The following is a 12,225-nucleotide window of genomic DNA, read 5'->3' on the forward strand; positions in this document are numbered from 1 at the left end:
CATCATCAGAGCATCCGGATCACGGCCGTCGACGGTCGGGGCCGGCGCCAACGACAAACGAGGACCTTCGTGAGTAAATACTTTGGGCCATTGCGCCAATTGGGCTACGTCGTGCGCGACATCGACAGTGCCCTGAAATACTGGATCGACGTGGTCGGCGTCGGACCGTTCTTCTTCGTGGAGGACCAACCCTTGAACGACTTCGTCTTTCGCGGCGAACCGAGTGCACCGCGATTCAGTGTTGCGCTCGCGCACAGCGGTAGTGCACAGATCGAACTGATTCAGCAGCACAACAACGAACCGTCGGCATTCCGCGAGTTCACCGATCGTGGTCTCGAAGGACTTCAGCATGTCGCCTACTGGACTACGGATTTCGATCGCCATCTGACGGAATCCAAGCAGCGCGGACTCGTCGAACTGCAGAGCGGACGCTCCGGCAGTGGTGCTCCCGACGAACGCTTCGTCTACTTCGAGGAAAGTGTGTACCCGGGAACCGTCGTCGAACTCTCCGAGGTCAGTGGGCGCAAGGGGAATCTGTTTCGCGCCATCGAGGCGGCATCGCAGGGATGGGATGGGTCTGACCCCATTCGCGACATGCGGAAGGTGCTGTAGCCGTGAGCCGAAAGGTAGCAATCGTGACGGGCGGCGCTTCCGGGATCGGGCTGGCTACATGCAGGCGCTTTGTCGCCCAAGGCTGGAACGTCGTGTCCGCAGATCTGTCGCACGCACCTGGCGACGGTGTTGCGTCTGCGGACAATCGGTCGATCGACATTCGGACGGACGTCACCGATGAGGGTGATCTCCGCCGACTGCGTGACGTCGCCGAAGGAGCGTTCGGCCGCGTCGACGCCGTCGTGACCTCCGCCGGAACTGCGGACAACGCTCCGGTTCGCCAGACGACACCCGAACGATTCAGACGAACACTCGAACTGAATCTGGTCTCCACGTTCGCCGTTGTACGTGAGTTCGTGGACCTACTCGCTGCCGACGGCGGCGGGTCGGTAGTCACGATCGCCTCGGTATCGGGTCTGCGCGGCAGTGTCGACCGGGCGTCGTATTCGGCTTCGAAGGGCGGAGTGATCGCCCTGACCACTCAGCTCGCGATAGAGCTGGCAAGTGAGGGCATCCGCGTGAATTGTGTGGCCCCCGGATCCACACTGACACCCTTGGCGCGGCGTGCGCAGAGTCCTGACATGCAACGCGCGATCCTGGAATCCATTCCGATGCACCGCTATGCCGACCCGAACGAGATCGCCGAAGTCGTGACGTTTGTCGCCGGTCCCGCTGCCGGTTTCGTGACCGGTCAGACCTGGACGGTTGACGGTGGTCAGTCGATGGGCGCCGGCTGGAATCTACCGAAGGATCGTCATGACAACTGATCAATGGACCGCTACGACAGACAAGCCGGTGGTCATCGGTGTTCACGTCAACGAAAACACCATGCGCGAACCAAATCCCCACATACCGTGGACACCTGACGAAATTGCGCAGACCGCGCGAGCGTGCGAGGACGCGGGAGCATCGGTGATGCACTTTCACGGGCGAACGGTGGACGGCGGCGCCGATCACTCGGCGGCGACATACGGTGCGATCATCGAGCGAGTTCGCGCGGTGTCGAATCTTCTGCTCGCACCGTCCATGGCAAACGTCCCCGGGCGCACAGTCGACGAGCGACTGGCGAATCTTGCTCCGAATCAAACGAATCCGAATACACGTTCCGACTTCTTGGTCATCGACATGGGTTGCGCGGCGATGGACCTGATCGACTCGAAAACCGGTCACTACGTCACCGACTCCGCTGTCTTCGTCAACGACACCCGAACGCAGATCGAACTTCTCTCCCGAGCGGCCGAACTGGGAATGGCGCCGTACCTGACGTCGTTCAACGTCAGTTGGACACGCGCCATCGTTGCACATGCCAGATCGCAGAGTCTGGCATTGCCGTTGGTCGTTGCGTTCATCCTCGGCGGCGACGAGTTCCCGGCGGCGCATCCCGCTACTGTCGCCGGGGTGCGTGCACAATTGGACCTACTGCCACCAGATCTGCCGATGGAGTGGATCGTGTCCGCCTATCGCGGCAATGTCCTTGCAGCAGCAGAGGAATCGATCAGGCGCGGCGGCCATGTGGCGATCGGTGCGGGTGACTATCACTACGCGGAACTGGGACATCCGTCGACACCTGACTTGGTGAAGGAAGTTGCGGCTATCGCTCGCCGGTACGGTCGCGAACCCGCAACTCCGGACCAGGCGCGTCGGATTCTGGGGGTGGATGTTCATGCGAGTCGTTGAAACAGAAGGCGCCGAACCCACTTTGGTGCTCACCGCGAACGGGCAGCGTGTCTGGATCATGGACTCCATAGCGTTCGCGTCGCGTGCGCAGGGTGGTGACGTGATCGTGACCGGTTCACACGGCGGAACGAGTGCCGGGGAATACGCAGTGGAGTACGGCGTGCGCGTAGTGGTGTGCAACGACGCCGGCGTCGGAAAGAACCGAGCGGGTATCGCGGGCTTGGCGGCGGTCGACGCACAAGGCATTGCGGGTATTGCAGTCGGACACAACAGTTCGCGCATCGGCGACGGCAAGGACGTGTGGGAAAGCGGCATCGTCACTTACGTCAATCCGACTGCTGCTCGAGCAGGAGTGCGTCTGGGAGCGCGCCTGTCGGAAGAAATTCTGGCGCTGGTTCAGAGAGGAGTCGGTTGATGTTTCGGGGCATAGTCGGTGAGGAGAACGGCAGGTTGATCGTTGTCATGGACAGCATGTCGCAGATCGAACAGGCGGATCGAGACCGCATCGTTGTCGCGGCCTCCAACGGTGGCCAGGAATCCGGACGGATGGCGATTGCAACCGGTTGTGCATTGGCCGTCATGAACGACGCGGGCGTAGGCAAGGACCAGGCAGGGATCATCGGAATTATTCACATGGGGGAGGCAGGTCTTGCCGGCGTCGCGGTCAGTCATGACTCCGCCGAGATCAGCAATGGAATGGATATGTGGCACAACGGAACAATCTCGTACGTCAACGGCCCCGCTGCCTCCGCGGGGATGAGGGTGGGCGACAACGTCCGTACGAGCGTGGCCGGATTTGCTCTGCGCTTTCCCCTCGGCGCCACCATCGGATCCGAGAGCCCGTCATGAGCAGCCACGTTGTCAACCGGCCCGAAAATGTTGTGCGAGAAGCACTTGAAGGTCTTCAGATTCTTTATCCGACCACGATCTCGTATCACCGAGACCCGACTTTCGTGACGCGGGCGCAGGGCAGTCGAGGCAAAGTTGCCCTCGTGTCCGGCGGCGGTGCCGGACACGAACCGCTGCATTCGGGATTTGTGGGGCTGGGCATGCTCGACGCGGCCGTTCCCGGAGCGGTCTTTGCAAGTCCCACGGCATTCCAGATTCGCGCAGCGGTCGAGGCAGTCGAGAATGGCCAAGGCGCATTGCTGATCGTGAAGAACTACACCGGCGACAAGCTGAATTTCTCGATCGCTGCAGAGCTCCTGGGCACCGAACGGCAACTGGAGATCGTGGTGGTCGACGACGACCTCGCGACAGTGTCGACAGACAACGACGGCCCTGGAAGGCGAGGCACTGCGGCAGTGATTGCCGTGGAGAAGATATGCGGCGCTGCAGCGGAGCGAGGGTTCGCGCTTGCCGAGGTAGCCGAACTGGGCCGTCGGGTGGTCTCGGCCTCGGCGACGCTCAGTGCCGCCTTCCGCTCATGTACACCTCCGGGACAGACCCGCCCTTCGTTCGAACTGGCACCAGGCGAGATGGAATTCGGAGTCGGTATCCACGGCGAGCGTGGCCGGGAGACTCGGCCGGCTGTGACCGCAGCGGAACTGGTGGAACAACTGGCAGCGCCGATCGTCGAGGCGATCAGCGCCGAGCGCGGCGGCGGAGTCATTGCGATAGTCAACGGTCTGGGAGCCACCCACGACCTCGAATTAGCTATCGCCACTGCCGAATTGAAATCATTTCTGGACGGGGCCGGTATTGCTCTGGACCGCGTCATTGCCGGGTCGTTTGTCACAGCCCTGGATATGCACGGACTCTCGATCACTCTGGTTCGTTCGACCGACGAGTTTCTGGATCTGTGGGATGCGCCGGTTCGAACCGCCGCGCTGTCCTGGTAATTCACATCTGCACTACCGAAAAGAGCTTCATGATGACAACGCTGAACGTCGGCGACACGCATGCTTGGATCAATCGATTTGCCGCCCAGGCCGAAGACCAGTTCGATGCCCTCACCGACCTCGACCGGCTCGTCGGTGACGGGGACTTCGGTATGAATCTGCGCTCCGGTCTGCGCGGCGCGGTGCGCCGGATCGACCTGGATCCGCCGTCTGACCCCGGTGGGATATTCGCTCGCGTGTCCGACGCTTTTCTCGACACCGGCGGCACTAGCGGACCACTGCTCGGGCTGTGGTTCGGCAGGATCGGAGCGATAACCGGAGATGCCGTCACCGCAGAAGATTTTGCGTCTGCTCTGACGGCGGCGACCTCGGCGGTTCAGCGCTTGGGCAATGCGCAGGTGGGTCACAAGACAATGGTCGATGCCATGGTTCCAGCCGCTGACGCGTTGTCGGATGCCGCAGCCTCCGGATCGACCGTCTTTGCTGCGCTGGACGCTGCCGCCGGCGCGGCGCGGCGCGGGGCAAAGTCGACGCGCTCGATGCTTGCGCGGCGTGGACGCGCTACGTACGTGGGTGAACATGCCCGTGGTGTCGAAGATCCGGGTGCAGCCGCGATCGCGATGTTCTTTTCTGCGGCGCAGCGGGAAGGTGATCCGGCGTGAACGATCTCAGGGACAAGGTGATTGTGACGGTTGCCCCCACAGGCGGCTTCCTCACAGCGGCGGACAACCCACATATCCCGACACAGCCCCAGCAGATTGCCGCGGATGTTGCGAGATGTCACAGCGCCGGCGCGAGTGTGGCGGCGCTGCACGCACGCAGACCGGACGATCAAGCGACGTGCGACGCTGCCATCTATCGCCATATGAACACGCTGGTCCGTGAACGTTGCGACATCGTGCTGAACAACTCGACCGGTGGTGGCGTCAACGGTGACATGGTGCGTACCCGCAGCGACGGAAGTCGCGTCGTCGACTGGGACGCGAGGCTGCAGGGCCTGTACGGCGGCGCCGACACGTGCACGCTGGATGCGATCACCGCGTATGTGATCTCTCCGGTTGGTGAGGTGCTGATGGATACGCCGCCGAGTCGCGCAGCCGAACTCGCGTCCGCCATGCGCGCGCTGGGAATCACCCCGGAGTGGGAAGCGTTCAGTCCCACCCATCTGCTGCAGGAAATCCGGGACCTCACCGCCGGATATCCGGGGCCCCACCTCGTCAACCTGGTTCTCGGTCTCGACCACACTTTTCAGAATGCGATGCCGTACTCCCCGAAGAACTTGCAGGAGATGGTGGAGTACTTGCCGGAGAATTCCGTCTTCTCGGTGAGCATCAGTGGTAGCGATCAAATACGTGGACTCACCCATGCGCTCGTGCTCGGCGGACACGTACGGGTAGGGATCGAGGACTATCCATTTCTCGAGACCGGCGAGCCGGCCGAGAACGTCCGGTTGGTGGAAAACATCGTCGGGATCGTCGAGAGTCTCGGATTGCAACCGGCGACCCCGGACGAAGCCAGGGCCATACTCGGATTGGACCGCACTGATGGATAGAACACTACGATCACAGGATTGGTTCGGTGGCAACGATCTCAATGCCTTCATCCACAGATCGTGGATGAAAAACCAGGGCATCCCCGACCGAATGTTCGACGGACGTCCGGTTATCGGAATCTGCAACACCTATTCAGAACTCACTCCGTGTAACGCCCATTTCCGGGACTTGGCCGAGCAGGTTCGCCTGGGAATCATCGAAGCTGGAGGATTCCCCGTCGAGTTTCCGGTGATGTCGCTGGGAGAGACAATCATTCGACCGACGACGATGCTGTACCGCAACCTCGTGAGCATGGATGTGGAGGAGTCGATTCGGGCAAACCCTGTCGACGGCGTCGTATTACTCTGCGGCTGTGACAAGACCACTCCGGCGCTGGTGATGGGCGCCGCGAGTTGCGACCTTCCGACCATTGTCGTCTCCGGCGGGCCCATGCTCAACGGCCGTCATCAGGGTAAAACTGTGGGATCGGGGACGTCGGTATTCGAGATGAGTGAAGCCGTTCGAGCCGGTTGCATGAGCGAATGTGAGTTCAGGGCAGCCGAATCGGCGATGTCGCGGTCGCCGGGCCATTGCAACACGATGGGTACCGCCTCGACGATGGCATCGATCGTGGAGGCGCTGGGTCTCACTCTTCCGGGAAATGCGGCGATTCCCGCGGTGGACTCACGGCGGCGAGTCCTGGCGCGAGACAGCGGGGTTCGGATCGTGGAGATGGTGGCCGAGAATCTTACGATGTCCGCGGTGGTGGACCGACGGTCGCTGGAGAACGCGATCAGAGTCAACACGGCCATCGGTGGTTCCACCAACGCTGTGGTGCACTTACTTGCCATCGCGGGAAGGCTGGAGATACCACTGGAACTCGCTGACTTCGGTGAGCAGAGCCGAGACGTTCCGCTACTGGTCAACCTCATGCCTTCTGGCACATTCCTGATGGAAGACTTCTTCTACGCCGGCGGCCTGCCTGCAGTGATCGCCGAACTCGGCGACGCACTTCACCGGGATGCACTGACAGTCACCGGTAAAACGCTGGGCGAGAACAATTCCGGTGAAGTGGTGTGGGACTCTGACGTCATCCGCAGCACGGAAACTCCGCTGCGTGAGCAGGCGGGAATCGCAGTGCTGACGGGGAATCTCGCACCGAACGGTGCCGTGATCAAGCCGTCCGCCGCGTCACCTGAGTTGCTGAGTCATGTGGGGCGTGCAGTCGTCTTTCACGGAATGGACGACTTCACTGCACGTATCGACTCACCGGATCTCGACATCGAAGCTGATGACGTCATCGTTCTCACGGGTGCGGGACCGAAGGGATTCCCCGGGATGCCCGAGGTGGGTAACCTGCCGCTTCCACGGAAACTGCTGGAGCAGGGCGTACGAGACATGGTGAGGATCTCCGACGCGCGAATGAGTGGAACTGCATTCGGTGCCGTGGTGTTGCACGTTGCGCCGGAGGCGGCCGCGGGTGGACCGCTTGGCGCCGTCCGAGACGGTGACATGATCGAACTGGATGTTCAGCGTGGCGTGCTGCGCCTTCTCGTCGACGACGAGGAGTTGGCGCAGCGACTTCTGGCGTTGCCGCTGCCCGCGGCGAAGTTCACGAGTGGGTATCAGCGACTGTTCGTCGATCATGTGATGCAGGCTGACAGGGGAGTAGATTTCGACTTCCTCGTGGGGAAACGCGGAACGGAGGTCCATGGTGACAATCACTGAGCGGGCCGCTCGCGTTGCAACTGAGCGGGCTGGTCGGGTTGTAGTGGTGACGGGTGCGGGATCGGGGCTCGGCCGCGCCATGGCCACGGGCTTACTCGATGCCGGACACCATGTCGTGTTGGTTGGCCGGAACAGGGAGAAGCTCGAAGCGGTAGCCGAAGGGTACGAGCGTGCGAATGTGCATTCCGCGGACGTCTCGTCGGCCGACTCGGTTCGCGAACTCTTCGCTGCGGTGTCGGCAAGATTCGGCAGACTCGATGTGCTGATCAACAATGCGGGGACTTTCGGGCCCTCGGGAAGCGTGGACGAGATTGATCCGGCTGCCTGGAACGAGACCGTCGCGGCCAACCTCACCGGCGTGTTTCTCTGTGCACGGGAGGCAGTTCGGATCATGAAGACTCAAGATCCTCGAGGTGGCCGCATCATCAACAACGGTTCGCTGTCCGCGCACACGCCGAGACCGGCGAGCGCTGCTTACACGGCCACCAAACACGGCGTTTCCGGATTGACGAAGTCGATATCCCTCGACGGCCGCGAGTTCGATATCTGTTGCAGCCAAATCGATATCGGTAACGCCTCAACGGATATGACTGCGGGTGTCAGCCACTCGGCCAGGCAGGCTGACGGTACAACGAAGCCCGAACCGACTTTCGATCCGCGTCATGTGGCCGATACCGTTGTGCAGCTGATAGATCTGCCGTTGGATGTCAACATTCCGACGTTGACCATCATGGCCAACCGCATGCCGTACGTCGGACGTGGCTGAGACTTCAGCGTCGCTGCAGCACCGGCCGGACAACGGACTGTGCGTTCGACAGGTCACGTGAGATAGCGATTGCAGTGGTTCGCACGGCCGCATCGATCCGGGTCAGATTGATGCGGCCGGCCATTCCGGAGATGGAGATGGCGCCGAGAACGTCCTCGTCGGGACCGAAGATAGGCGCAGCTGCGCCGACAATTCGAGGAAGGGCTTCTTGGCGGTCGAAGGCAACGCCTCGCTTTCGGACCCGATCCAGTTCGCTGTGGAAGAGTTCGGGATCTGTGATGGTGTTCTCGGTGTGTGCTTTCAGGATGTCGGGAATCGCGACGTCGGCTAGGTCGGTGAACGCCAATATTGCTTTGCCGGAACAACTTGCGTGTGCCGGCCATCGACCCCCGATCTGTTGTGGAAGGCGTGGACCGTCGTCGCCGCGGAAGACATCCAGGTACACCACGTCGAAACCGTCCAGGACTGCGAGGCCGACATTGTGCCCGGTTGCTTCACGAAGGGCCGAGAGGTGCCGCCGCGCTGCTTCACGGAGGTTGCGCTGCCGTGGAACGGATTCACCGATCTCGAACAGCAGCAGGCCGAGTCGGTAGTTGGTACCTTGTCGTTCGAGCAACCCGACGCGGACAAGATCGTCGACCATTCGATACACGGTCGTTTTTGCCATGCCGGTACGACGGACCAGCGCTGCAGCGCTGAGAACGCCTGAGCTGTCACGGAATGTCTTCAAGATCTCGGTGGATCGACCGATCGCTGAAATCTCGCCATCGGTCCGATGAATGGGACTCACTCTGAGTATTCTGTCCGCCTGGCGACGGATTGTCGAGCGGCTGATGGACAGACGAAAGCAACAGTGAGAGGCGCGCTACCCGAAGACTTTTTCGAAACAGTTCGAAAACGGCATTACTTCGTAAGGAGAGAAGATCGGTATCCGCGAATATCCGCTCTTTTCATACAATCTGACTGCGTCGGGTTGACGGTCCCCGGTCTGGAGAATCAGGCGTGGCCGCCCAGCCTTCCGGGCTGCATCCTCGACCGCGTCCAAGAGGAGAGTGGATACTCCGCATCCGCGATGTGTGGGGCTGACGTACATCCGCTTCAATTCCAGATCCGCGCCGTTCCAACGAAGTGTGGCATGACCCACCGCTTGTGGTTCGACGGTTTCGCTGTCACTGGCGTACACCACCACAGTCAGGTGAACTGATTGTGGGTCAACCGAATTTGCAGCGGCACGGTCGACGTCGGATACGCGATCGGAGTACCGCGGTCCCACTTCGGCAGCCATTGCGCCGCGTAGTTCCTCGGCATCAGGATCGGACCACGGCACCTCGCGAATATGCAGGGACGAAGTCTCGATGTCTTGTGTCATACGTGGTGTCCATCCGAAAATTTACGGCAGGTGCGAGTTCGAACATCCTGACGCAGGGGTGTGGTCAGTTCGACACGAATAGTATCCACAAGTGAAACTCTGCGGCGGCCGGACGCCCGGAGGCTGAGGTCCCGGTGCCTACCTGAGGAAGATGGGACTGGCGAGAATTGACAGCTCGATGACCGATGAATCCTGGAATCGGACCGAAGCGGATCCATTCGGATCCGAACGATTGCAACTCGTCTCGCATGAGCGTGTGCCCGTGTGATGGGGAATAGGTCCGATGATCGGGAATTGATGGTTGAGGCCGCAGTGGTGTGCGGTCAGTATTTTGTACGGTGCGCATTACACTGATGTGCCCGAGTGAATCGAAGGGCAAGGCGGATGAGCTTCGGCATCGACATCGGATCAGCGCACGTAACACAACTGACAGAATTGGCGTACTGGCCGTTTCCGGCGCGCGATCTGTTTCCGATGATCAGCGAGGCGGAAATCGACGCTGCGTCCGGTCTTTTGGCGGAGCCTTTCGTGGACAGGCGCAGTGGGGATCTCGTGCTCGCGATCCACACCTACGTCGTGGAAATCGGTGGTAAGACGATTGTTGTGGACACCGGAAACGGCAACGACAAGAATCGGCCGAATCTATTGCCGCACCACATGTTCGATACCGATTACCTCACGCGTTTTGCGGCCACCGGAATCGACGTCGACACTGTCGATCTTGTCATCAGCACCCACCTGCACCCCGATCACTGCGGTTGGAACACCACACTCGACTCGGGTGTATGGAAACCGACATTCCCAGGTGCCACATACGTTTTCGGACGCATCGAACTCGAAGGACTCCAGCAGCTCGCCGCATCAGGTGCTGACGACGGGGTGGTCTCCGACCTGGTGAAGACCTTCGAGGACAGCGTTCGTCCGGTACTCGACGCGGCGGCATGGGTGGCCGTCGACGACGGCCATATTCTGGTGGAGCACGAAGAGACGACGGTTGTGGTGCGGGTTGCGCCGGGGCATACCGGTGGTCATCTCACGGTGGAGATCCTGACTCCCGATGGCGGCGCGGTCATCTCGGGTGATGTCATTCACCATCCCATCCAGTTTCTGTACCCGGACCTCTGCCAAGCCGGCGACGCTGATCCAGCTGTGTCGTTGCGTACCCGCACCGGGTTGGTCGATCGGTGTGCGCGCGAAGGAATCCTGCTGCTACCAGCGCACTTTCCGCTCGATGAACCGATCGTAGTCGGATTCAACGCAATCGGAGTGCCCGAGGCAGCGTCTGTTCTTGCTGTGAGGGAACCTGCAGACGGCGTATGACGGCAGCGTTGACGTCGGTTTTTCCGGTTCGGACCGGGTACTGCTGCGCCAGCAGCTACGGTGAAGAGACACTGTGCCGAGGTCAGGAGTCCGTCGTGCCCAAGTTGGAGATCAAGCGGAAATCCGAGCTGTCCCGGAAAGAGGTCTCCGAGCGGCTCATTGCGCTCGGACATGCCCTTGCGAGCGGTTCGGAGGTGGAGCTGGGCTCGGAGGGCGACTCTATTGAAATCGTCGTCGCCAATCGGGTCCGGTGGGAGTTCGAGATAGAGGTCGACGGAGACGAGACCGAGATCGAGATCGAGATCAGTTGGCGAGACGATCCGTCCGGTGACACGAAGGTCGAGGAGACGCAAACGAAAGCGTCGACTCCGCCTCCGGCCAAAACTGCGCGTCGTGGCCGGCCGCGCAAGAACCCCGCCACCTGATCGGCATGCAGCGCCAGGCGAACCGCTAGCCGACCGGGCTCCGTCAGCGGTTCGACGGAGTCGGTTTCAGCTGGGCGTCCTTCTGGGCGTCGAGAGTTTCCTGGGACACGGGGGCTTGTAGTAGTGCTTCCCATCCGTCGATCAGGGCGCACAGCTGCGCATGGCTGGGGCGCGTGCTTTGTCTGTCGTAACCCGCCAACACCCGAAGATAACTTGTGTACACGATCTGGATGCGTTGCGCTCGAACGTCTTCGGAGAATTCGGCCAGGCTGTCGTTGAGGCTCTGATTGACGGCGGATCCACTTGTTGTCACGGTCGGGTCTGCGGTGGTGAAGACGCGACCGAGGATAGCCGTTTCCATCAGCCGATCGAGTAGCGCCACGTAGTGGTTGTCCGGGCCGATGCTGTTGGCCAAGGGCTGCACGATTGCCCACAACGCCTCGCGCGTGGTCAGATTCGCACCCTGTGAGCTTGTCCGGAGCATCATTGCTTCCCTGTCCGCGTTGATAGCGGGTAGGCGATGAGCGAATATCGCGTGAAGCAAATTTTCCTTCGAGCCGAAGTAATAGGCGATTACCGATGCATTCTGCTGGCCTGCCGCAGTGCGGATGTCGGAGACGGAGACGCCCTCGTACCCGCTGAGTGCAAAGAGTCGCTCCGCGGTTTCGATGAGTTGTACGCGTGTCTGTTCTCCCGCGCGGTATCGGCCACGTTTTGAGGTCACACTCGTCGACCCTACCGGCGACTGTGTTGCTGCCTGACCCGTCAGGGGGACTTCCCGCGGCCGTCAGGGTATCGGCTCGCCGTCAATACTTTTGCGCTGGGGGATCGAATGTGGCGGGACGGCATGAGCATTGGCGAATTCCGGTGCCCGAACATCGGAAGACCCAGTGGCGGCGGTGAAACCGATTGCGCTGCTGGGGTTGTGGGTCGTGTCAGAGGCGAGCGGCCTGGC

Annotated in this window: 15 protein-coding genes; 12 read left to right on the forward strand and 3 right to left on the reverse strand. The window is 61.2% G+C overall.

The window, feature by feature from the left end; translation table 11 throughout:
• The first annotated feature begins 69 nt into the window (after positions 1-69).
• From FFI94_RS13135 to FFI94_RS13180, 10 genes are read left to right on the forward strand one after another with little or no spacing between them, the layout of a single operon-like run.
• Positions 70-612 carry a VOC family protein gene (locus FFI94_RS13135; RefSeq protein ID WP_185993185.1) on the forward strand — a complete coding sequence of 181 codons (543 nt, stop codon included), beginning with the start codon at positions 70-72 and terminating at the stop codon, positions 610-612.
• Positions 613-614: 2 nt separating this feature from the next.
• Positions 615-1,379, forward strand: a complete 765-nt coding sequence (locus FFI94_RS13140) for an SDR family NAD(P)-dependent oxidoreductase (protein ID WP_138868248.1) — start codon at positions 615-617, stop codon at positions 1,377-1,379.
• On the forward strand, positions 1,369-2,289 hold the full coding sequence (locus FFI94_RS13145; RefSeq protein WP_138868249.1) for a 3-keto-5-aminohexanoate cleavage protein: 921 nt from the start codon (positions 1,369-1,371) through the stop codon (positions 2,287-2,289). Before FFI94_RS13140 ends, FFI94_RS13145 begins: the two co-directional genes overlap by 11 nt.
• Positions 2,276-2,704: a hypothetical protein gene (locus FFI94_RS13150; RefSeq protein WP_138868250.1), complete on the forward strand. Its 429-nt coding sequence runs from the start codon at positions 2,276-2,278 to the stop codon at positions 2,702-2,704. Before FFI94_RS13145 ends, FFI94_RS13150 begins: the two co-directional genes overlap by 14 nt.
• The gene (locus tag FFI94_RS13155) at positions 2,704-3,138 is read left to right on the forward strand and encodes a hypothetical protein (RefSeq protein WP_138868251.1); all 435 of its coding nucleotides are present in this window, start codon (positions 2,704-2,706) and stop codon (positions 3,136-3,138) included. The genes FFI94_RS13150 and FFI94_RS13155 overlap by 1 nt, the downstream gene beginning before the upstream one ends.
• A complete protein-coding gene (locus tag FFI94_RS34180; RefSeq protein ID WP_138868252.1) occupies positions 3,135-4,130 on the forward strand; it encodes a dihydroxyacetone kinase subunit DhaK in 996 nt (331 codons plus the stop codon). Before FFI94_RS13155 ends, FFI94_RS34180 begins: the two co-directional genes overlap by 4 nt.
• Before the next feature lie 32 nt (positions 4,131-4,162).
• Positions 4,163-4,792, forward strand: a complete 630-nt coding sequence (gene dhaL, locus FFI94_RS34185; RefSeq protein WP_138868253.1) for a dihydroxyacetone kinase subunit DhaL — start codon at positions 4,163-4,165, stop codon at positions 4,790-4,792.
• Positions 4,789-5,682: a 3-keto-5-aminohexanoate cleavage protein gene (locus tag FFI94_RS13170; protein ID WP_138868254.1), complete on the forward strand. Its 894-nt coding sequence runs from the start codon at positions 4,789-4,791 to the stop codon at positions 5,680-5,682. Before dhaL ends, FFI94_RS13170 begins: the two co-directional genes overlap by 4 nt.
• Positions 5,675-7,390, forward strand: a complete 1,716-nt coding sequence (locus FFI94_RS13175) for an IlvD/Edd family dehydratase (RefSeq protein WP_138868255.1) — start codon at positions 5,675-5,677, stop codon at positions 7,388-7,390. Before FFI94_RS13170 ends, FFI94_RS13175 begins: the two co-directional genes overlap by 8 nt.
• The gene (locus FFI94_RS13180; protein WP_260684075.1) at positions 7,377-8,156 is read left to right on the forward strand and encodes an SDR family oxidoreductase; all 780 of its coding nucleotides are present in this window, start codon (positions 7,377-7,379) and stop codon (positions 8,154-8,156) included. Before FFI94_RS13175 ends, FFI94_RS13180 begins: the two co-directional genes overlap by 14 nt.
• Before the next feature lie 4 nt (positions 8,157-8,160).
• Here the strand turns inward: FFI94_RS13180 and FFI94_RS13185 are convergent, their stop codons facing one another.
• Complete coding sequence (locus FFI94_RS13185; protein WP_138868257.1) at positions 8,161-8,946, reverse strand: IclR family transcriptional regulator; 786 nt, start codon at positions 8,944-8,946, stop codon at positions 8,161-8,163.
• A gap of 75 nt (positions 8,947-9,021) precedes the next feature.
• The gene (locus tag FFI94_RS13190) at positions 9,022-9,525 is read right to left on the reverse strand and encodes a GNAT family N-acetyltransferase (protein ID WP_138868258.1); all 504 of its coding nucleotides are present in this window, start codon (positions 9,523-9,525) and stop codon (positions 9,022-9,024) included.
• 384 nt (positions 9,526-9,909) lie between these two features.
• Between FFI94_RS13190 and FFI94_RS13195 the strand changes: the two genes are divergently transcribed.
• Together FFI94_RS13195 and FFI94_RS13200 are read left to right on the forward strand one after the other, a co-directional pair.
• The gene (locus FFI94_RS13195; RefSeq protein ID WP_138868259.1) at positions 9,910-10,845 is read left to right on the forward strand and encodes an MBL fold metallo-hydrolase; all 936 of its coding nucleotides are present in this window, start codon (positions 9,910-9,912) and stop codon (positions 10,843-10,845) included.
• A 95-nt stretch (positions 10,846-10,940) separates the two neighbouring features.
• Entirely contained in the window at positions 10,941-11,270 is a 330-nt protein-coding gene (locus FFI94_RS13200; RefSeq protein WP_138873163.1) for an amphi-Trp domain-containing protein, read from the forward strand.
• A gap of 43 nt (positions 11,271-11,313) precedes the next feature.
• On the opposite strand, the gene FFI94_RS13205 is transcribed toward FFI94_RS13200, so the two are convergent.
• On the reverse strand, positions 11,314-11,994 hold the full coding sequence (locus tag FFI94_RS13205; RefSeq protein ID WP_138868260.1) for a TetR/AcrR family transcriptional regulator: 681 nt from the start codon (positions 11,992-11,994) through the stop codon (positions 11,314-11,316).
• Positions 11,995-12,225 lie beyond the last annotated feature (231 nt).

It is taken from the genome of Rhodococcus sp. KBS0724 (assembly GCF_005938745.2).
Lineage (GTDB): Bacteria > Actinomycetota > Actinomycetes > Mycobacteriales > Mycobacteriaceae > Rhodococcus_F.

Bases quoted from the DNA above. Each gene is read 5' to 3' on its own strand.
- FFI94_RS13195 (WP_138868259.1), top strand. From the start codon at position 9,910: ATGAGCTTCGGCATCGACATCGGATCAGCGCACGTAACACAACTGACA.
- FFI94_RS13145 (WP_138868249.1), top strand. From the start codon at position 1,369: ATGACAACTGATCAATGGACCGCTACGACAGACAAGCCGGTGGTCATC.
- FFI94_RS13155 (WP_138868251.1), top strand. From the start codon at position 2,704: ATGTTTCGGGGCATAGTCGGTGAGGAGAACGGCAGGTTGATCGTTGTC.
- FFI94_RS13150 (WP_138868250.1), top strand. From the start codon at position 2,276: ATGCGAGTCGTTGAAACAGAAGGCGCCGAACCCACTTTGGTGCTCACC.
- FFI94_RS13175 (WP_138868255.1), top strand. From the start codon at position 5,675: ATGGATAGAACACTACGATCACAGGATTGGTTCGGTGGCAACGATCTC.
- FFI94_RS34180 (WP_138868252.1), top strand. From the start codon at position 3,135: ATGAGCAGCCACGTTGTCAACCGGCCCGAAAATGTTGTGCGAGAAGCA.
- dhaL (WP_138868253.1), top strand. From the start codon at position 4,163: ATGACAACGCTGAACGTCGGCGACACGCATGCTTGGATCAATCGATTT.
- FFI94_RS13190 (WP_138868258.1), bottom strand. From the start codon at position 9,525: ATGACACAAGACATCGAGACTTCGTCCCTGCATATTCGCGAGGTGCCG.